This window comes from Commensalibacter sp. M0133 (assembly GCF_016101485.1).
Classification (GTDB): domain Bacteria; phylum Pseudomonadota; class Alphaproteobacteria; order Acetobacterales; family Acetobacteraceae; genus Commensalibacter; species Commensalibacter melissae.
In genome coordinates this window covers 1-20,772 of sequence record NZ_JACFQI010000002.1, presented here as the reverse complement: position 1 = coordinate 20,772, position 20,772 = coordinate 1, and the positions used below count along the sequence as shown (strand labels likewise).

General features: G+C 38.8%; 21 protein-coding genes. 11 read left to right on the top strand and 10 right to left on the bottom strand.

From position 1 onward, the window contains the following. The first annotated feature begins 19 nt into the window (after nucleotides 1–19). The 7 genes from H3T46_RS04985 (at nucleotide 20) to mltG (ending at nucleotide 6,537) form a co-directional block, all read left to right on the top strand. A complete protein-coding gene (locus H3T46_RS04985; RefSeq protein WP_198197719.1) occupies nucleotides 20–781 on the top strand; it encodes a glycine betaine ABC transporter substrate-binding protein in 762 nt (253 codons plus the stop codon). Next, nucleotides 781–2,034 carry a bifunctional 2-polyprenyl-6-hydroxyphenol methylase/3-demethylubiquinol 3-O-methyltransferase UbiG gene (locus tag H3T46_RS04980; protein ID WP_155565982.1) on the top strand — a complete coding sequence of 418 codons (1,254 nt, stop codon included), beginning with the start codon at nucleotides 781–783 and terminating at the stop codon, nucleotides 2,032–2,034. The genes H3T46_RS04985 and H3T46_RS04980 overlap by 1 nt, the downstream gene beginning before the upstream one ends. A gap of 24 nt (nucleotides 2,035–2,058) precedes the next feature. Next, the gene (fabD, locus tag H3T46_RS04975; protein ID WP_232350010.1) at nucleotides 2,059–3,012 is read left to right on the top strand and encodes an ACP S-malonyltransferase; all 954 of its coding nucleotides are present in this window, start codon (nucleotides 2,059–2,061) and stop codon (nucleotides 3,010–3,012) included. Between the two features lie 24 nt (nucleotides 3,013–3,036). After that, nucleotides 3,037–3,780: a 3-oxoacyl-ACP reductase FabG gene (fabG, locus tag H3T46_RS04970; protein ID WP_198197717.1), complete on the top strand. Its 744-nt coding sequence runs from the start codon at nucleotides 3,037–3,039 to the stop codon at nucleotides 3,778–3,780. Nucleotides 3,781–3,971: 191 nt separating this feature from the next. Then, nucleotides 3,972–4,214 carry an acyl carrier protein gene (locus H3T46_RS04965; protein ID WP_110439039.1) on the top strand — a complete coding sequence of 81 codons (243 nt, stop codon included), beginning with the start codon at nucleotides 3,972–3,974 and terminating at the stop codon, nucleotides 4,212–4,214. Nucleotides 4,215–4,262: 48 nt separating this feature from the next. Further along, nucleotides 4,263–5,543 carry a beta-ketoacyl-ACP synthase II gene (gene fabF / locus H3T46_RS04960; RefSeq protein WP_155580893.1) on the top strand — a complete coding sequence of 427 codons (1,281 nt, stop codon included), beginning with the start codon at nucleotides 4,263–4,265 and terminating at the stop codon, nucleotides 5,541–5,543. A 34-nt stretch (nucleotides 5,544–5,577) separates the two neighbouring features. Further along, a complete protein-coding gene (gene mltG, locus H3T46_RS04955) occupies nucleotides 5,578–6,537 on the top strand; it encodes an endolytic transglycosylase MltG (RefSeq protein ID WP_155580891.1) in 960 nt (319 codons plus the stop codon). A 38-nt stretch (nucleotides 6,538–6,575) separates the two neighbouring features. On the opposite strand, the gene H3T46_RS04950 is transcribed toward mltG, so the two are convergent. Beyond that, a complete protein-coding gene (locus tag H3T46_RS04950) occupies nucleotides 6,576–7,403 on the bottom strand; it encodes a lipid-binding SYLF domain-containing protein (RefSeq protein WP_198197963.1) in 828 nt (275 codons plus the stop codon). A 102-nt stretch (nucleotides 7,404–7,505) separates the two neighbouring features. After that, complete coding sequence (locus H3T46_RS04945; RefSeq protein ID WP_110439035.1) at nucleotides 7,506–8,294, bottom strand: inositol monophosphatase family protein; 789 nt, start codon at nucleotides 8,292–8,294, stop codon at nucleotides 7,506–7,508. A gap of 166 nt (nucleotides 8,295–8,460) precedes the next feature. On the opposite strand from H3T46_RS04945, the gene H3T46_RS04940 reads away from it, so the two are divergent. Both H3T46_RS04940 and H3T46_RS04935 read left to right on the top strand, forming a co-directional pair. Further along, nucleotides 8,461–8,757 carry a putative quinol monooxygenase gene (locus H3T46_RS04940; RefSeq protein WP_110439034.1) on the top strand — a complete coding sequence of 99 codons (297 nt, stop codon included), beginning with the start codon at nucleotides 8,461–8,463 and terminating at the stop codon, nucleotides 8,755–8,757. A gap of 13 nt (nucleotides 8,758–8,770) precedes the next feature. Beyond that, entirely contained in the window at nucleotides 8,771–9,661 is an 891-nt protein-coding gene (locus H3T46_RS04935) for a formyl transferase (protein WP_198197715.1), read from the top strand. A gap of 60 nt (nucleotides 9,662–9,721) precedes the next feature. Here H3T46_RS04935 and H3T46_RS04930 read toward each other — a convergent pair whose 3' ends face one another. The 5 genes from H3T46_RS04930 to H3T46_RS04910 form a co-directional block, all read right to left on the bottom strand. Beyond that, complete coding sequence (locus tag H3T46_RS04930) at nucleotides 9,722–10,495, bottom strand: nucleotidyltransferase family protein (RefSeq protein WP_155580886.1); 774 nt, start codon at nucleotides 10,493–10,495, stop codon at nucleotides 9,722–9,724. Nucleotides 10,496–10,512: 17 nt separating this feature from the next. Continuing rightward, a complete protein-coding gene (locus H3T46_RS04925; protein WP_230873472.1) occupies nucleotides 10,513–11,337 on the bottom strand; it encodes a sterol desaturase family protein in 825 nt (274 codons plus the stop codon). Then, the gene (locus H3T46_RS04920) at nucleotides 11,334–12,431 is read right to left on the bottom strand and encodes an LptF/LptG family permease (protein ID WP_155565976.1); all 1,098 of its coding nucleotides are present in this window, start codon (nucleotides 12,429–12,431) and stop codon (nucleotides 11,334–11,336) included. The genes H3T46_RS04925 and H3T46_RS04920 overlap by 4 nt, the downstream gene beginning before the upstream one ends. Then, entirely contained in the window at nucleotides 12,431–13,588 is a 1,158-nt protein-coding gene (locus tag H3T46_RS04915; protein WP_198197713.1) for an LptF/LptG family permease, read from the bottom strand. Before H3T46_RS04915 ends, H3T46_RS04920 begins: the two co-directional genes overlap by 1 nt. Before the next feature lie 67 nt (nucleotides 13,589–13,655). Then, nucleotides 13,656–14,543 (bottom strand): metallophosphoesterase, encoded by an 888-nt coding sequence (locus H3T46_RS04910; RefSeq protein WP_155580882.1) that lies wholly within the window; start codon nucleotides 14,541–14,543, stop codon nucleotides 13,656–13,658. A gap of 195 nt (nucleotides 14,544–14,738) precedes the next feature. On the opposite strand from H3T46_RS04910, the gene H3T46_RS04905 reads away from it, so the two are divergent. Further along, a complete protein-coding gene (locus H3T46_RS04905) occupies nucleotides 14,739–15,713 on the top strand; it encodes a diacylglycerol kinase family protein (RefSeq protein WP_155580881.1) in 975 nt (324 codons plus the stop codon). 16 nt (nucleotides 15,714–15,729) lie between these two features. Next, the gene (locus H3T46_RS04900; RefSeq protein WP_155580880.1) at nucleotides 15,730–16,668 is read left to right on the top strand and encodes a hypothetical protein; all 939 of its coding nucleotides are present in this window, start codon (nucleotides 15,730–15,732) and stop codon (nucleotides 16,666–16,668) included. Nucleotides 16,669–16,673: 5 nt separating this feature from the next. Here the strand turns inward: H3T46_RS04900 and spt are convergent, their stop codons facing one another. The 3 genes from spt to H3T46_RS04885 form a co-directional block, all read right to left on the bottom strand. Continuing rightward, nucleotides 16,674–17,873 carry a serine palmitoyltransferase gene (spt, locus tag H3T46_RS04895; protein ID WP_155580879.1) on the bottom strand — a complete coding sequence of 400 codons (1,200 nt, stop codon included), beginning with the start codon at nucleotides 17,871–17,873 and terminating at the stop codon, nucleotides 16,674–16,676. Between the two features lie 12 nt (nucleotides 17,874–17,885). Continuing rightward, nucleotides 17,886–18,128 (bottom strand): acyl carrier protein, encoded by a 243-nt coding sequence (locus H3T46_RS04890; RefSeq protein WP_122124053.1) that lies wholly within the window; start codon nucleotides 18,126–18,128, stop codon nucleotides 17,886–17,888. 158 nt (nucleotides 18,129–18,286) lie between these two features. Next, nucleotides 18,287–20,020, bottom strand: a complete 1,734-nt coding sequence (locus tag H3T46_RS04885) for a fatty acyl-AMP ligase (RefSeq protein ID WP_347401013.1) — start codon at nucleotides 20,018–20,020, stop codon at nucleotides 18,287–18,289. Between the last annotated feature and the right edge of the window lie 752 nt (nucleotides 20,021–20,772).

Below are 20,772 nucleotides of genomic sequence, written 5' to 3'. Positions count from 1 at the left end.
GAGTGGGACATTAACAGGGATGGATTCTTTGAAGCTTGGTTTTTTTGATAATTTGATACATGAAGCAACAGCAGCAGTTATAACACGTGTGTTAGAGGCCCATGGAATAACGGATATAGAATTAATTACCGGTGAATGTAAGGATTTGATTCAGGAGCTGACTGCTGGGAAAATTGATTTGTTTGTAAGTGTATGGTTGCCTGATATTCATGCCGATATCATTCAATCCAATCCGAATTTCAAGGTGATTGGAAATCTTTATCAACCCTCTATCTCTTTTGCTTTGCCAAAAAAGTTTCAAGAACATGTGGGTTCTATTGATCAACTTATAACGGCTTCATTTCTTCATCGTGAAATCACGGTATGTGAAACTTTGCAGGTTTTCGCGAATAAAATCATGAAAGAATATGGTTTGATCGAGGCTGGTTATCAATTGAAACCTATTGCAGATGAAGAGACGTTGACTCATTATCAGGAAATAATCCACTCACAAGAACCCGAGTTAATGATGCTTTATGAACCGGCATTGTTCACGGATTCAGGAAATTTTTATCGTCTGAGGGAATCCGAGAATATTTTTATACGGAAACAAAAAGCGGCCATGCTATTAAACCCCAATTGGATTCAGCGATTTGGGGGTGACTTGATTGATGAGCTTGAGGAAATGATGTTGGGTAATCAGATTGTTCAGTTCATGGAAAATGCAATACGCAATCAGGGGATGAGTGCCGATGAGGCGGCAGAAGCTTGGCAGCGTGGTAAATTGGTTGTAAGAGCGTAATGGCCCATAAAAATGATCAGCAAGATTTGGGGTTGGCAAGGCAATATGAGGCCTATCCGTATCCCGAACGCAATCCAAAGGATGAAACCAAACGCTTATTAATAGGCAGTCCAAGCCATTTGAATGAAATTGATTATTGGGTATTTGGAGGATATCGTTCTTATACGCAACCATTAAGGATTTTGATTGCTGGTTGTGGAACCGGTGATGCAGCAATCATGGTGGCTCAACAAATGGCACGACACCAACGTTCTGGTGAAGTGATCTGTTTGGATCGGGCCGAGGCAGTTTTGAAAATTGTTAAAGAACGGGCAGCTACACGGAAATTGAGTAATATCCGTTATGTTCAGGGTTCAATTCTTGAATTGCCAGATTTAAATCTCGGGTTGTTTGATTATATTGATTGTTGTGGTGTTTTGCATCATTTGCCTGATCCTGCTGCTGCCCTGCAAATATTAAGGGAACAACTAAATCCTGGCGGCGGGATGGGATTGATGGTTTATGCTCCCTATGGTCGTACTGGTGTTTATATGGTGCAGGAAGCATTATCCAAACTGACCTCTTTGTCAGATCCACCAGTAAAGCGTTTGGATGTTGCAAAAAGAATCATGAAGCATCTTCCATCGACTGCCTGGCTCAGATTTAATGGAAATTTTGGTGATCATTTAACTGGAGGTGACGCTGGTCTGTATGATCTTTTATTAAACCCGCGTGACCGATCCTATAAAATTGCCGAATTATGGGATCTGTTGGATAAAAATGAGTTGGCGGTAAACTGTTTGGTGGAGCCTGCGCGTTATGATCCTGCTTATTTAATAACAGATCCAAAGATCAGAGAAAAATTCAGGCAGTTTGATATAAGAACACAGGCTGGTCTGGCTGAATCTTTGGCTGGGAATATGTCAACGCATGTTGTGTATGTGCGTCGCGCGGAAGATAATATACAATTTGCTGATCCATGTGCCTCTGATTCAATTCCTTTTATGCGGGAAACGCCTGGAGAAATACTTGCCAATCAGATTTTACCATCCAATCTGCTTCCTTATTCTTTTGGAATGTTGACGATTATGCTTCCTTTACCTGCACAGGCACGCGGGTTTTTGGGACTTGTTGACAATCGCCGTTCGGTTGGAGAAATAATTGAGATTGTCAAAAAACGGGGTATTGAGGAACACCGTATTTTACCTTTGTGGAAGCAGACTTTTGAAATTTTACGAAGTATTAACCAGCTTTTTGTAAGATCTGCCGTTTAATTTATTTTATTGGAATCATCTATTATGAAATGTGCATTTTTATTCCCCGGTCAGGGAAGCCAATATGTTGGTATGGGTAAGGCATTGGCTGAAGCATTTCCAATTGCCAGAGAAGTCTATGAAGCGTTGGATGAAACGTTAAAGCAGCCATTATCCAAAATTATGATGGAGGGGCCTGTGGAAGCGTTGACTTTAACGCAAAATACACAACCTGCATTAATGACACATTCCATGGCCGTAATCAGGGTTTTGGAAAAAGAATTTAATATTGATGCCAATCATCTGGTTTCAATGGCAGCAGGACATTCCTTGGGTGAATATTCTGCTCTTTGTGCTGCCAATGTGTTTGATTTTGTTACAACTGTCAATTTGTTACGGACGCGCGGCAGTGCAATGCAAAATGCGGTACCGGTTGGTCAGGGAGCAATGGCTGCACTTATAGGCGTCACGATTGGACAGGTTCAGGATTTATGCAAACAGGTCACGCAGGGAAACTCGGTTGTTGTAGTTGCCAATGATAATGGTGCGTCTCAGGTTGTGGTTTCTGGTCATATGGACGCGATTAAACGGATTATAGCCATAGCCAAGGAAGCTGGTATCCGTAGAGTTGTTAAATTGCCTGTGTCAGCACCATTTCATAGTCCGTTAATGGAACCCGCTGCCCGGGAAATGCGGGATGCCTTGGCTAAAACAAATCCCAAACCATTTAATTTTCCTGTTATCGCAAATATAACCGCCTGCCCTTATGAAAATTCTTCTTTTGTCAGGGATTCATTGGTTAGACAAATAACAGGTTCTGTAAGATGGGCAGAAACTATGCGATATATGATTGATCAGGAAGTTGATTTTTTTGTTGAAGTTGGTGCAGGTAAGGTTTTGTCTAAAATCATGCAGCGTACTGCACGGGATAGCAAGGTTTGTTCTGTTGATACACCTGCAGATCTTGAAGAATTTGCAAAAATTCTTTCTGCTTTTTAAAAGAACACAAGGATTATGAAGATTATGTTCAGACTAGATAATAAGGTAGCGTTGGTTACTGGTGCCTCGGGTGGAATTGGTCAAGCGATTGCCAAGGCATTTGTTCAGCAAGGGGCAAAGGTTGTTTTGTCGGGAACCAGGGAAAACGTTTTAAGAGAGGTTCAAAAAGAGTTGGGTGAACAGAACGCATTTGTTCAAACAGCCAACCTCAAGGATCAGGAATCTTTAAAAGCGCTTATCCCGAATGCAGAGAGGCAGACAAATGCACCTGTCGATATCCTGGTTAATAGTGCCGGATTAACGCGGGACAATCTTTCAATCCGAATGAAGGAATCGGAATGGTCCGAGGTTCTGGATGTGGATTTGTCTGTGCCCTTCCAATTATGTCAGATTGCGTTAAAGGGAATGGTTCGCCGGCGTTCAGGACGCATTATTAATATCGCTTCGATCATTGGGTTTATTGGTAATGTTGGTCAGGCCAATTATTCAGCTGCAAAAGGCGGATTAATCGCTATGAGTAAAAGTCTGGCGTTAGAAGTGGCGAAAAAAGGCGTTACCGTTAATGTTATTGCCCCCGGTTTTATTGAAACACCAATGACTGCCGTATTATCAGAAGAGCAACAATCTAGATTATTACAAAGAATTCCAAGAAATAGAATGGGACAGGTGGAGGATGTTGCATCCGCAGCTGTCTATCTGGCTTCTGAAGAGACAGATTGGGTTACTGGAACATGTTTGCATGTTAACGGTGGCATGTATATGGTGTAAAGATCCTTGCTTTGTGAACCATTTGAACATTTTATAAAATTATAATATTGCTTTTGCTTGGTTATTTGGGGGAAATGTGATATTTCCCCAATACCATTGTGATAAAATCGTATAAAGTTCTAAAAATTCTTTGGAACTTTGGTAATATAGTATAAACATGTAAGCTTTATAGCTGTAAAAGGACGAATATAATGAGTGAAATTGCTGACAAAGTAAAAAAAATTGTTGTTGAACATCTTGGTGTTGAAGAATCAAAGGTAACGCCTGAAGCTTCCTTTATTGATGACTTGGGTGCAGACAGCTTGGATACAGTTGAACTTGTTATGGCTTTTGAAGAGGCTTTTAATGTGGAAATTCCTGAGGATGCCGCAGAAAAGATTGCAACAGTCAAGGATGCTATCGATTATATTGAAAAACAGAAACAAGCATCTTAATTAAAAGTCTATAACATTATCGATTCATAAAACTTACAGGATAATTTAATGACGAGTACAAGTTCATGGCCACACCGCAGGGTAGTTGTTACTGGAATGGGGATTGTAAGCCCTCTTGGAATTGGTATCGATAATGTTTGGAAAAGACTTGTTGCAAGCGAAAGCGGCATTGATAAAATCAAAAGTTTTGATGCTTCACGTGTTGCTGCACGTATTGCCGGGGAAGTTCCTGAAGGTTCAAAGGGAGAGGGCAGGTTAAACCTGTCTGAATGGATCCCCGTTAAAGATTTAAAGAAAATGGACCGTTTTATTCAATTGGGTTTAGTGGCGGCTATTCAGGCAGTGGAGGATTCTGGCTGGACACCCAAAAATGAAGCGGATCAAATGGCTACCGGTGTCATGATTGGTTCAGGAATTGGTGGGCTGCAAACCATTTATGAAACGTCAATCAAGGTTAATGAAGGTCAGGCTCGAAAAGTTTCTCCGTTCTTTATTCCATCTGCCTTGATTAATTTGGTTTCAGGATATGTTTCCATCAAATATGGCTTTAAAGGGCCCAATCATGCGGTAGTGACAGCCTGTGCAACAGGAGTGCATGCTATTGGAGATGCAAGCCGTTTGATTGCGCTTGGCGATGCTGATGTAATGATTGCCGGAGGAGCGGAAGCGGCTGTATGTGAATTGGGTATTGCAGGGTTCTGTTCTGCCAGAGCATTATCCACGGGGTTCAATGATACACCTACAAAAGCGTCAAGAACCTGGGATAAGGATCGTGACGGATTTGTGATGGGAGAAGGTGCCGGTGTTCTTGTGTTAGAAGAATATGAACATGCGAAAACCCGTGGCGCAAAAATTTATGGTGAGGTGGCTGGATATGGCATGTCAGGTGATGCGTATCATATCACTGCTCCAGCAGAAGGGCATGAAGGTGCTTATCGTGCAATGGCATCGGCCATTAAACATTCAGGATTATCATTGGAAGATATCCATTATATTAATGCACATGGTACATCAACCATGGCGGATGATCTTGAACTTGAAGCTGTCGAGCGGTTGTTTGGGGATGCAAGCAAACATTTGGCAATGTCTTCAACAAAAACGGCTATTGGTCATTTATTAGGTGCAGCAGGTGCGGTTGAGGCGATCTTCTCTCTATTATCAATATGTAATAATGAGGTACCTCCCACTTTGAATCTTGATAATCCGTCAAGGGAAAGTGTCATTGATCGTATAGCTCATACTGCCCAGCAAAGAAAAGTTGATGCTGCCCTATCCAATAGTTTCGGTTTCGGTGGCACGAATGCGAGTCTGATTTTTAAAAGAATATGAAAATTTACTAAGATATATCATGGGTTAAATTGTAATGCGTCGATTGTTATATGGGGTCAGTGCATTACTTGTATGCCTGCTTGCTGTATTCTTTTACGGAAAATATACCTATTTTGCTCCTGGTCCTTTGGATAATGCTAAAAATGTGGTTATTGCCAAGGGAAATGTCGCGGCAATATTGAACCAACTTCAGAAAGAAAATGTTGTCACTCAATCCTATTGGGGCGGTTTTATTTTTCGTAGTGGCATAAAGCTGACAGATAAGGCCGGGACGTTACACGCGGCTGAGTTTTCTTTTCCAAAGCAGGCATCGATTCAACAGGTTATCGATATCTTGCGGTATGCAAAACCTGTACAGCATAAATTAACCATTCCAGAAGGGCTGACAGCCTATCAGATTGCGAATTTGGTTAATGATGCCCCCTATATGACAGGACAGATACAGCCACCAGAAGAGGGAACGGTATTGCCCCAGACCTATGCCTATGAATGGGGTATGTCTCGTGAAAAGATGATATTCCGTATGCAACAGTCAATGCAGAAAAAACTGCAAAAAATCTGGGGTGAACGACAGGTTCTTGCTGAGATAAAAACGCAACAGGATTTGGTTACCCTTGCCTCAATTGTTGAGCGGGAAACCGCTTTAAAACGCGAACGTCCCATGGTTGCTCGTGTATTTATCAATCGCCTGCATCTTGGTATGCGATTACAATCAGATCCTACAGTGATTTATGCCCTGACTGATGGAAAAAATGATTTTGATCGCAGGCTAACTCGACAGGATCTGGAAATTGTCAACCCATATAACACTTATTGGACCAGCGCTTTACCGCCTACACCAATATGCTCTCCTGGTGAAGCCGCTATGGAGGCTGTTGCACATCCTGCAGAAGGAAAAATATTATATTTTGTTGCAAATGGAACGGGTGGGCATAGTTTTTCAACAAGTCTTGCAGAACATAATCACAATGTTGCCGCAGAGAAAAAAAGATAGTTTTTAAAAACTATCTTTTAAAATATAGTATGGTTTTTTTATTTTCTGGATTTTGAAGGGGCAGGCAAATTTTCAGATTTAATATTATGTGATGAGGAGCCTTTTTGTGGGGCAAGGTCAATCGCACCTGAATCATCATTGGTATTGGCATCGCCATTATCATCCTCTACATTATGATTTTTGGATGATTTTTTTTCAGGTTGGACATTTTTTGCCATATTTGAATATTTGATCAGGATTTTACGCAGACGGTTTGCCGCTGGATTATTAACGCGCATTGCCATAACAATATCTTCTGGTCCCACAATCTGGTTATAATATTTATGATTGGCACTACTGTTAATTTTTAATTTAGATCCTTTTAGAGATGCTCCGACAAATAATCCTGATGCTTTTTGCAGGTTATAAATATCGGCTGTATCCTTGTTGGCATCGCTACTGGATTTTGCTGCTGTTGCAGAGGCACTGGCTCCCATTGTGAATTGGCTGTCCAACAATTTGCGCAAACTGCGTTCGTTCATGATGAAAAGCATGACTTCTGTATTTTGTACACCAAGCTGTATACCAAAAGAGCCACTTGACATTTTGTAAAAAGCAGGACTGGACCAAGAATTTCTTGCATCCCTAGAAAGAAGCACACAATCTCCCCCGGAGCCTCCAAACACGAGGGAGATATGTGTAATATTTGGGCAAATCATCACTGCCCTGGCGTTTTTTAAACGGGTATAGACACGGCTGGATGTGGGAATATTTGCAAAGACATCCTCAACTGTTAAAAGAGAATGGTCCACAATAGATTGTACTTTGTCAGTTTTGGCCTTGGCATGCTGAATAGAAAATATTGACAGCATTGAAAAGCAAAACATCGTACCATATTTAAAGATGAAATTATTTTTCATAGGATTAACAATTTAGTTCAGGTTTGACGAAAAAGAAAAAACAGATCGGTAGTTTAACATAAAAGTGATTTATGATAAGGACATATGAAGTGTTTTCGAGAGGATATCCGAAATTCCTGGAGCTGCGGTTAAAATAGGTGTCATTTGATGAAGGCCACCATTTTCCAAGAAAGGTGAAATACAGGCACCAGCTTCTCTAAGCAAAACGAGTGCTGCCGCCACATCCCATAAATTAATGGCCATTTCAAAATGTCCATCCAGTCTACCGCTCGCAACATCGACGAGGGACATGGTGCCAGAACCCAAAGTGCGAATCATTGCGCCAGTTTTTAAGATAGCTTCTGCATTTTTTAGAAATTCATCGATTTTACTGACGTGACTCCAGCCCAGTTCAATCATGGATATTTTTGGATCTTTAACATCGGAAACATGAATGGGCTTTTCATTCATGAATGCCCCTTTTCCTAGACGGGCAGTATAGAATTCGTTTACGCATGGAGCTGCAATAATACCGAGAGTGGGAACATTTTCTTCCATAAGGCCAAGAGAAATACACCACCGATTTCTGCCACGTGCATAGTTTGATGTTCCATCGATAGGGTCGACAATCCATCTTAACGACCCTGAACGTGTTTTCCCCTTTTCCTCTCCTTGAAAACCATCTTCGGGAAAGAGGGATTGAATTGCTTTTGAAATATAGGTTTCGATCTTGCCATCTGTTTCGGTCAACCAGTCTTGGGCATGTTTGAGGGATCCTTGGGGTCCCCCTGGACTGGGCCGCATTTGTAAGGCAATTTCAGATGCATTTTTGACAATTTCTTGTGCAGCTATAAAACGACGTGAAAGTGCGTCACTCATAATTGGTCTTAACCTTAAATGATTGAATGAATTTAAATCATGTGATTATAGTGAATTTTATCAGAAATATTTAATTTTTTATAGAATCAGATTGTTTACTATTTTAAGATAAAAATTTGATAAAGATGAAACGTATTATTTTTATTTAAAAAACAAGGAACAAATTATGTCTCAGGAAGTTAATTTGGTTGCTATACTGGAAATTGATGAAGGGGCCTGGTCAAAAATTTCAGATGCTGTGAATGTGTGTGTTTCTCGTTCAAGAGAGGAAAAAGGAAATCACAGCTATACAGCCTATTTTCAAAGTGACAAGCCTAATAAAATTGTTTTTATTGAATGTTGGGCAAATCAACAGGCTTTGGATGCGCATTGCGAAACGGAACATTTCCAGAATCTGATGCGCGTGGTAAAACCTTTTGCTGTGAAACCCCTTGAATTACTGAATTTAATACCCGCAAAATAAATTTGTATTTCTGATGTCGATTTTTGAAACGGATATATGGCGCATTGGTATTGTCAAGGCACCGGTTGAGGATGTGATAGCTTGTGATATTTGCGATATTCATTGGATAAAAGAGGAGGATACGTTCAAATTTCTTGCTGATCCTTTTGGCCTCTATAGAGATAATAAACTATATGTTTTTGCGGAAGCATATGATTACAGAGATCGTCATGGCCGTATAGAGGTATTAATTCTTGATCAACAGCTTTCACTTATTGATCGAAAAATTGTATTGGAGAAACCCTGGCATCTATCCTATCCAATGTTAATTGAGGATCAGGGATTGGTTTACATGCTGCCAGAGGCATACAAATCAGGTGAAACCAGTTTATATAAAGCAGTTGAGTTTCCATTTCATTGGGAGAAGGTATCCTCTTTTTCTTTTCCTGAAGTGGCCATTGATCCGACTGTATTATTTTATAATGATTTATGGTGGATGTTTTATACCCCTGTAAGGGAAGGGTTAAGTCGGCAAAGCGTTTTATCTGTTGCCTGGTCGGAAAGTCTTACAGGAACATGGCATTCTCATTCACTTAATCCCGTAAGGATTTCCCCCTCAAGTGCACGTCCTGGTGGTAATGCAGTCATTACATCTCAGGGTATTATTTTACCGACACAGGATTGTAGCCTGACGTATGGAGGAGGACTGACATTTTTAAACATTATTGAATTAACCCCTGATCAATTTGAAGCAAGAATTACAGGCCAGTTCAATAAAGGTTCAATATTTGGCGAATATAATCAAGGGGTGCATACATTAAGTAAGGGTGGTCCCTATAGTCTGATAGATGGCAAAAAAATACTTAGACAGCCTGTGAGGCGTTTCTTGATTGACATGCGATATCAAATACATGGAATATTTTAAAAAGCTTGGAATATTTATTGATTTTTTGATTTTAAACCAATGAAATGTGTAAGAATTGATTTAGTTTGATCGGTCAGACATCAAATTATTAACCAAATGGAGATCATCAGGTTTATCCACATCCACGGCAGCCTGCCCCCAGGGTATAATTACAAAATGGATCTTAACCTTGGTTAATTTGAAAATTCTTTTTTTAAGTGCTTTTCTAGTCAAGCGATGCAGGATATATCGCAAGATTATCGAATATCCCAATAGCAAGCCCATTTTTACTGGACTTTTGCGATAACTTTCCAATTTTTGCCAAAGTTTCGCGACTTGAATGGACCTTGGTGTTCGAAACATAAAAATATTGCAACCAGAAAAAGAACCGTCAGCCAATTTGATGTAAGTTCTTTTTGTGTTTGGAACATCTTTTTCAATCTGTTCCTTTAGGGCGATACCAACAGCAAGGTCACATTGTGAGGCCTCCGCTTCCTGTATGAAATATTCCACCCATTCCGGTTGAAGTAAGGGGTTATCAGCGGTTGTTATTAATAGGGGGGTTCCCAACGCTTGAATGGCTTGGATGATGCTTGCACTTGGACCAGGACAGGTGGGAAGATACTTAATAAAGTTGGGTAGAATATTCCTAACAACCTCGAACTTTTCAATTGAAACAGCAATTTTATTAATGGATTCTATTTTTGCAAGGGTTTCGGTAACATATTCGATCATTGGTTTTCCCAATACGGGAATAATCGCTTTGTGCGAAACGTGAGCATGCAAAGCCAAAGGATCTTGTTTCCCTTGCCTTGACCCAGCCAGAATTAAAGCATTGATGGGTTCACGTTCCATAATGGCCCCAATTCCTTTTAGGCTGCTTTTTGAGTGTGTTGGGTGCAATCTTTTTTATGCTCCCGAAAATTAGATCCTGCGGGACGATCACGTGGAGGAGCCCCGGTTTTTAGCATAACCCAAGGATAATGTTCAGCTTCTTTCACAGTATATCCCATGTTAAATACAGTTGGGCTCCGTGGGCGTGCCTTGGCATCTTCATAATAGGTACCGAAGACTTTATCCCAAAAATAGTTGGTAATACCAAAGTTTCCCTTTTCATAATGAAAGTGGTGTAAAACATGAACCTGTTTAATATGACTTACATACCTGGATTTTGGTTTATAATTCAAATGTTGAATGCAATGAAAAAATTCATAAAAACATGACATGTACACAGCTGTACCAATAGAGGCAAAGAAACCGCAAAATCCACCAACTAAATATCCCAAGCCGCCCCCAATGATAATGATGGTTGGTATGGTATTCAAGGGTGATCCAAATAATACATTTAAAAGATGGGGATCCTGATGATGATCAAAGTGAATGCGTTTCCATAGTGAAGCCGACCATTTCATTCTGTATAGTAACGAAACATGCATGATCCAGCGATGGATAATATACCAGATTAATGGAAAGCCAAATATCATGACAATAATTGAACTTAAGACAGGAACCCATCCATTGAACGTGTAGCAGACGGCGACAATACATCCAATAATAAGGCTGAAATATAATAGGATGGTTGGATGCGTCAAATAGGCCACCCATAATTGTTTTAGTCCCATTTTACCTAAATCGTAACTACGTCCGGAACGTAGGTCTTGATTGCGCATAATTTGAAAGATAGATTGGTTGCTCATTGTTTTTCTTCAACTGATAGAATGATAGTGCATGTAGCTAACATAAAGACAAGGAAGGCAGAAAGTGAAGCCACTGGGGCGGGTATAGTTCCTGCTTTCCCCAAAGCATGCAGGACTTCTTGGAATATAATAAATAACAATCCATATCCCAAACAATAGATGGGGATCCAGCTACGTAACCCGGCACGTGGCGGGATGTAGGTCACAAGTACAGTAATAATTAGCATCATGATAAAAGTAAAGGGTAAACACAATCTTCCCCAAATTGTTGTTTTTATATAATTCGTAGGCATTTTGAAAGGTTGTTGATATGATAATTCTAGAACCATATTATGGATGGATTGTGGCATTGATTTTGAAGATAGTCTTATAAGGGTATGTGGTGTCAGGTTAATATTCCATATTCTTTCTTTTTCATTTGTTAATTCATGAAATTTTAATGGAATATCCGGTTTGTTTTGCAGGAATTTTGCATGAGAGAAAATCCATTGGTGGTTTTTATGAATGACTTCATCAGCAATAAGCACCGAGTCAATATGAGATAAATCACGACGCTTGATGATTGTCAGTCCTGTAATTTTATTTCCTCCATAGGCAATATGATCAATATTGATGATATCAAGATTGCTGTAAAAATAGAAATTATTTTCTTTTTCGGGATGTGGGTTGGTTTTGTTCCACCATGTTGCCAGATCCAGTTCCGTTTTGGGTGTAATTTGGTCAGACATAATAAAACATAGAAAACTTAGCAATAGCGTAACAGGTATTAATTTTTTTATCAGTCCCCATGTCGATAGGCCTATGGATCGTAGGATGGTTATCTCATTGTTGATTGTCAATTGAGTGAGGGCGATCAAGAAACCGATAAGGGTACTTAAGGGTAAAACAGAATTAAAAAGTAAAGGTAATTTCAGCATCATGAAATGAACAACCCCTTTTAGCCCAAGTTGTCGTTCCAAAATGGAAGAGGTTTGTTCCAATAGGGTTAAAACCTCCATGATTGCTGTTAAAATAATGACAGTAGTAAAAGTCGTTGCTAACAAGCGACTGGATAAATAAAAGGTTAATACATAACGTTTCAATAATTTTTTCATTATTTATCCGAAGACTTTGAAAAGTGTCTTAACAAATTGCGAGAGGTAAGGAGAAAAGGATTGTTTTTTAAGAATAGACAGCCAAAGCAAAAAAACAAGAATATAAAAAATGGTAGCCATAAAGCGACAAAAGCATTGTCATGTCCGTGTGAAACAAGGGTTAAACCCAGTTGTTGAATATGATCATAGGCAACAAGAATGATTGCCGCGATTCCAAGACCTAAATTTCTTTTACGACGTTTTGGTGTAATGGCTAAGGCGACAGCAAGAAAAGGAATGGCAATAATTGATAAGGCGCGGACTAAACGAAAATGAAATTCAGCCTTTATATCTAAAATTGGGATGTCTTGATAGGTATGGTGCTGAATTTGTTCATAGAGATTTGTCAGGGTTAGTTCGCGTTCATCGCTGCCTCTTTCCCTAAAAATGTTTTTCTTGTTTGTGTTTTGTATTATTCGTGAAGCATTGGAAAAATCTGTTATATTATTGTTGTTATTCGGATTTAATGTAAGATTTTGACCATCATAAAGGGTCAGCATTATTTTTGAATGATCGGCCAGTGAATAAAAATTCCCTTTATCGGCCAGAATAATTTGTTCAACCAGTTGTTTTTTATCATTTAATTTTGTTTGTCTTATGAAGATTCCTGAAAGCTGGGTTCCGTTTTGGCTAGCTTTGTCAACGATCATAACAGTGTGGTTATTGGGTTGAACAATCATATGGCTTTGAATATGGGGTGCCCATCCAGCATGAGAGGCATAAAAAAAAGCTGCGCGAAAATCATATCGGGCATATGGCTGAATATAACCATATAATATTATACAAAAAAAACTGACGGCAATACCACTTATGATGTAAGACCGTGTACATTGAAAAAGGGATTTTCCAGCATTTAATAGTGCATCAATTTCATTATTAAGATTTAACTGACGAATACTTGAAAAAATTGATACGCAAAAGGCTGCCGGAATGGCAAGACCAAGATAATGAGGGATCAGATCTGCCAGCAAGCCAAGAAAAGTACTGAGGGGGCTGCTGTCTGCCGCTAATAGGTCAAGTAAAACAAGCAATCTTTCCAGCATCAAGGCGGCAAGAATAACTCCAAGAGAAACAATAAAACTTGGGAGAGCTTGCGCAAAAAGATAGGAATCCAACATCTTGATGTGGATTGTTAATAAAAATCTGGTCAAACTCTGGTTTTTTAAATGAAATTTCAACAAGGATTTACTGAAAATAATGATTTATATAAAAGGAGTGGGTTTGAGAAAAATCACCATTTTTATCTATAAAGCGTACCGTTGAAAATGTATGAAAGTGATCATCCAATTTTTCAATTACGATTTTACGCCAAGCGGCTTGGTGATACGGACGGTTTGAATTTGAAGAGGCCGAAGCAATTCCCAGCATCGGTATATTGGTGTTAAGAAATTTTCGGGTAATGGTACGATGGACATGCCCAAAAAGAATAATCTCGACACCCTCTTCATATAATATTTTTTGCAATTTTTTCCTGTCTTTTAAGGCCTTTCTTTCCGAAACAATTCCTGATACAGGGGGATGGTGCAAAATCACAATCCTGAATAAATTATCTTTTTTAAGTTGTTGGAGTGCATATCTGATTTGATTCAGCTGATAATTTCCAACCTGGCCATTTGCAAAAAAGGGAGGCGTGGGAACAGCTGTATTAATGCCAATGACAGCGATAGAACCATAACGGGTTATGATAGGGTAATCGTCATGATTGTAAGCCTGTGACCAGGGTGACCAGAAAGCGTAGCTATTGTGCCATTGTGTTTTAACAAGTGCATCATGATTCCCTGGGATAATATTTATATTTTTAAAAGGAAGATGATGCAACCAGTCAGCTGCCTGTTTAAATTCCTCGGGCAGAGCCAAGTTGGTGAGATCTCCCGATATCAACAAAAGGTCGGGAGATTCTTTGGAAATATCGTCAATAATGATATCAAGTCTCTTTTTTTGCAAAGAAAGGCGTCTTTTTTTCCAGGACAGAAAACTTAAAAATCGTTTATTGACAAGGGATAATTTCGGAAATTGAATGCTTTCCAAGGGAAGATGAATGTCCGAAATATGGGCAATTGTAAAGCGTTTCAAAAGAGACTATCCTTAAATATATTCTATGCTATTTTATGTAACACACTTGAAATCATGATAATATAGTTGATTTTTGCACAATTTTTTTCATAAAAGAAGCAAATGGGAAGGAATGATAACATCAAAACTATAAAAACGTTTATTACTCCTCATATTAAATTAAAACAAGATACTATAGAATGTTAGAAGCAATCCGTGAATCAGAATATTGCCTTAATTAAAAATCCTGTAAGTCGATTAAATCAGAAAGAGGATAAGGAATTTACAAATTTTGCCTTGAACTGGTTAGGTGAAAATTATTCTACGCCACGAACTGTTGATGATATGATGCAAACGTTAAATCGTTTTGTCGCAACAGGGGTTGATTGTATCATTATAGATGGTGGGGATGGCACGATTAGTCATGTCATGACAGCTATTTATAGCTGTTATCCACATGATAAATTGCCAAGCCTCATTATTCTTCCTTCAGGAAATACAAATTTAATAGCCAAGGATATTGGATTCGGTATTCGGGGAATTAATGCTCTTAAGCGTATCAGGACTTTGGCAGAACGTCAGCGATTGCATTTTATGATTCAGCATCGTCATGCATTAAAAATTGAATGGTCTGATCCCTCTCGTCCGCCTGTTTTGGGAATGTTTCAAGGTGCAGCGGCATTTACGAAGGCTATTCAGATTGCACATAACCCGACGATTTTAAAAAATTTTCCTCATGATGGTGCTGTGGCAATCACCATTATAACGTCTTTACTAAAATTATTTTTTTCAAAAACACGGGATTTATGGCTTAACGGCAATATATGCTCTTTTTTCATTGATGAAAAGAAATCATATCAGGAGAATTGCTTTTTGTTTTTATCGACGACTTTACAGAGCCTATCTCATGGAATGTGGCCGTTTTTTAACCGATATGCAGGGGATGATAGTCTTCATTATTTGAATGTTAAAGCACATCCTCCACATCTGTTAGCGGCATGTTTCGCCTTATTAAGAGGTAAAACGCCGGAATGGTTATTGAATGATCCTAATTATCTTAGTGGTACCGCCAATAAAATAAAACTGTCAATCAAAGAGGATATTATTCTTGATGGAGAACAGTTTGATACAGGCGAGGATCATTGTATCCTTCTTTCGACCGGTCCCAAATTTTCGTTTGTCCGTTTATAGATAATGTCGGCTGTTTATGTCATCATCCTTGTCACAATTATTAGCTACTTCATTTGATCGGCATTCTGTTCCAGAATCTGTTACCGCCTTCGTTAAACAGATCATAGGAGATCGGCAACCCATAGGTGTTATCTATTACGGTTCTTCTTTATGGAAAAAAGAACTGACAGGTTTGCTTGATTTTTATGTTGTTTGTCAAAATTTGTCTGATTGGTATCCGGAAGATTGTTTTAAAATTGTGATTAATTATTGTCTACCTCCGAATATTGAATATCATGAATGGAGTGAGGGGAATGTTAATTTAAGGGCCAAAGTTGCGATATTATCAATAGATCAACTTCAAAAAGCTATTGCTTTACAATCCATTGATACAACGATGTGGGCGCGTTTTTGTCAGCCTGTTAAGATTCTTTGGTGGAAGGATGATAAAGGAAAACAGGCATTGTTGGATTGTCTCATAAGAGCGGTAAATACAGCTATATGGTGGGCCACTTTTTTGGGGCCAGAATATGGGACTGCGGAAAAATATTGGTGTTCATTATTCCGTCATACTTATGATGTCGAGCTAAGGGTGGAATCAAATAATCGTCCAATGTTGATTTTGGAAAATAGAGAAGATTACTTTAAGCAACTTTTAAAACTGGGCTGGCAAAAAGCAGGAATATCCTATAACGAGACAAAAAATTATTCTTTATTTCCATCTGTGTCAAAGGATCAACGAGAATATGCTAGAAAACGCTGGAAGATTCGGAAAATATTGGGTCGACCCTTGAATATTTGCCGATTAATTAAGGCCGCTTTCACGTTTGAAGGGGGCGCGCAGTATATTGTATGGAAAATTAATCGACACCGTGACATTAATCTTGAGTTGACAGCGTTCCAAAAAAAATATCCCCTTATAAATGCACCCTGGATATTATTCAAATTATATCGACAGGGTTTATTCAAACGATAAAGATTTTAATTAAGAGTTAGCCCTACATCTTTAGCCGCCTGAATGTAGATTTGAACTAGTCGGTCAATCTGTTCTTCTGTATGGGCCGCGGCGATACTCGCTCTTAATAAAGGTCTGTTATCTGGTGTGGCGGGAGGCAGGCTAAGATTAATATAAGCCCCCAATTCTAACACCCTGTTCCAGAAATGAGCAGCCTGAGGTAATTCATTCAAGATGACAGAAACAACAGAGCTGATATCTGGACCAGTTTGAAAACCAGCATTCTGTAATGCATGATAAAACCGGGAGGCATTATTCTTTAGTTTATTTCTCAATTCAGGACGGTTAGCGATGATTTTCAAGTTTTCACGTGTTGCGGCGATTACTTCGGGAGGTAAAGAGGCCGTAAACATGTAGGGTCTGGTACAAAGACGTAATTTATCCATTTGTGGATAATCGGAAACACAATATCCTCCAACAGTACCCAAGCTTTTAGAAAAAGTTCCCACGATGAAGTCAACGTCTTGTTCCACGTTTTCACGTTCTGCAATTCCTCGACCATGTTCACCAAAAACACCAAAAGAATGTGCCTCATCAATCATGAGATAAGCATTTTCCTCTTTCTTGACCTGGATAAATTCTTTGAGGGGAACGATATCTCCAAACATGGAGTAAACTCCTTCCACAACAACCAGTTTAATACCGTTTATATTGCCAACTCGGCGTAATCTCTTACGTAAGTCGTCAGCGTCATTGTGTCGGAAACGTATAATTTGTGCCTGACTGAGTCTGCTGCCATCATAAATACTGGCATGACAGTCCGCATCCAAGAAAAGGTAATCATCCTTACCGGCAAGAGTTGATACCATGCCGAGGGTTGCTTGATATCCTGTTGAAAAAACCATGCAGGAACGACGGTTGAAGAACTGAGCCAGTTCTTGTTCGAGTGATTGATGTAAGGAATAAGAGCCATTGGCAATTCTGGATCCCGTTGTTCCAACACCATATTGCATAGCTGTTTCAGCAGCTGCTTTTCGTGCCTCTTCGGATTGACTGAGGCCTAGATAATTGTTTGTTCCAAAAAGAAGCGTTTCTTTCCCGTTGATAGTACCAACTGTTGCAGAAAGTGTTTTTTCGATTGTAACCCCAAATGGATTGTGTGGGGCAAAGGAAATAAGTTGGTTGAAAGCAGTTTCAAGTGGCTTGAATTTTGTAAATATATCCATAGGAGAGAGCTTTTATTTAAGGGAAACGATGGCATCTGCAAGATCACGAATCGTTCTTACGTCTGTCAGGCGATCCAAAGGAACGGATACGTCTAGTTTATCTTCAATTTCCATGACGAAATTCATGACAGCTAGAGAATCGAATTCCAAATCTTCAATAATTTTGCTGTCTGGTGAAATGTTTTTGGGAACTTTTGGGTTTTCTAATAATGTATCAATAATTATTTTTGAAATTTCTTCAACCGTTTCAGTCATAGTGTTACCTTGTTAAATATCAATATTTGAACGATTATGACTGATTGGATGACATTTAACGCAATCAGTCGCATATCCTAAGGAAAGAATTGATTTATTGTAAATAGCTTTTAAATTCTGTTCAAGAGGCCATAAAATTTCATTTCATACCTGAATTTTTAAAAATGAAATCCGAATTCTCCTTTTAAAAGCATTTGTCTTGCTTTTGCCCGTGTCAATTTTCCAGAGGAGGTTTGCGGTAGGCTATGTGGAGGGACTAACAGGACAGATACTTCTACACCATTTTGTCTTCTAAACAGACTGGTCATATCTTCTTGAAGTCTTTTTCTTTCAGACTCATCAATGGCACGGCATTGGACAAGTGCAACGACAGTTTCTTGATTATTCTTATCAACCGAGAATACAGCGACATCGCGGCTTCTTAGCGAGTTAAAAGCATGTTCAGCCGCCCATTCCAGATCCTGGGGCCATATATTTCGCCCATTAATGATAATCAAATCTTTTTCGCGTCCAATTATGACAATTTCGTTATTTAAAATATAACCTAGGTCACCTGTTTTTAACCATCCTTTTTTGTCAAGAACGGCTTCTGTTTCTTTTTCTTTATTGAAATAACCTTTCATAAGGCTTGGGCCTCGCACGTAAATGCTGCCCGCTCTTCTTTCGGGAAGAGTATTTCCATTTTCGTCTCGTATTTCAATTTCATGATTAGGAAGTATCGGACCACAAAGAGTAAAAGTCCTGGTTGTAACGCGAGGATCATTGGAAGGTTTTGCTATACCTGTCGTTTCAAGAAGGGGCAAATCAATAGTATCGGTTTTAAGTCCCTCTCCCAAAGGTGCGAATGAAAGGGCTAATGTTGCTTCCGCCATACCATAGCTTGCGACAAAAGCTTTTGAATTAAAACCATATTTTTGATATTGTTCGGCAAATTGTTCTAAAATATGAGAACGTATCATATCTCCGCCAATACCTGCCGCACGCCAAGAGGATAAATCAAGTTTCAGGGTTGAGGAAGGCATACGGCGTGTACAAAGTTCATACCCAAAAGATGGACTATAAGATAGGGTCCCTTTATTACGACTGATCAGATCCAACCAGACATGTGGACGCCTTGCGAAATCCCTGGTAGGCAAAAGATCAATGGTTAACTGGCATGTCATAGGGGTTAGAAAAAATCCAACCAGCCCCATATCGTGATACAAGGGTAACCATGAAACGCATCGGTCTCCTGTTTCTTTTACTGCCAATCCATAATATGAGATTGCATGAGCATTGGCCAAACAGGCTTTCTGGGTGACAGCAACCCCCATAGGAAAGCGAGTGCTTCCTGAAGAAAATTGAAGATAAGAAAGATCATCAGCCTGAATAACTGGTAATTCTATGGCGCTATTAACTTTTATTTCTTTTAGCTGGGCAGGACTTCCTCCGAACAATAAAGGAAATTTTTCAATAATTTCCCGCGTCCAGCTTTGAATTGTTTGTGGAATAATAACCGCTTTTGCGGAAGAGTTTTCAATCATTCCCCGCAAGGTGTTGATATAAGAAGATTTTCCAGCAAAAGCAACAGGCAGAGGCATTGGGGCGGGAACAATACCTGCATATTGGCAGCCAAAAAAGATACGGCTAAAGTCACTGTCACTTTCTGCAACAATGGCCAGGCGATCGCCTTTCTTTAGTCCCAAGGTCAAAAGTTGCTTGGCAACATGTATAGCTTGTTGTCGCAGGTCAGAATAGGGTAATGATTCTAATAAAACTCCCTTGGCTGAATAAAAATTAATACCGCTTTTTCCTTGAGCGGCGTAATCTAAAGCCTCAGAAAGAGAAACAAAATCACCAAAACGTCGTTTAAGACCAGAATCCGTTGGTGTTGGATGTTTGTTTATGTCCACAATTAAAATTCCACCAAGTTTTTTACAAAACAGTATATATAAATTGCTTTTGTTAAGTATACCTAAAGATAAATAATAATCACTTCATTATGATTATAAAAGAGCAATCCTGTTTGGCTGTTGCCAAACATATTGTGTATAGAAGCTTTCTACAAATGAAGAAAGTATTTTTTGCAACATGTAAAAACTCATTGTTATGGTTATGTATTTACGTTTAATAGGGCTTATAATAAAAAACAATCTTGTTTTTAAAAAAAAATAAAGATCTCGCAAGTTTTTTATGCAAATATACATTTATATGAAACAGTTTTTTTAAAACCAGATCTGTTTTGGACTGATTATTGTTTTGTTAATTAAATCCCATTATTGCAATCAGTTTAAAATGAATGAACAGCGTTTTATGTATGTATAATACTTATATACTAATAAGTGGGAAATATATTTCATTTTCAGTATGAAAATAGTCAATTTTTTAAATAGAAAAGAAGTAAACCTGATATCTTATTTTATAAATTGTTAAATGAGCGGATTTACATTGTTAATTAAAAACGGTTTTTTAGAATAAAAAAGGATTTAAAATTAAAAATAAAAAAATAAAATTTTAGGGGTTGATTCTTGGATTTAAATTGTATAGATAAGGTCACACAGACATTGAGAGAGCAAAAGGTTTTTGATGTGTTTTACGGTTTTGTTCATTGACAATTGTATAGGATGAGAAGGGGATATGCTGGTGGCGTATTGGTTGTAGTGTT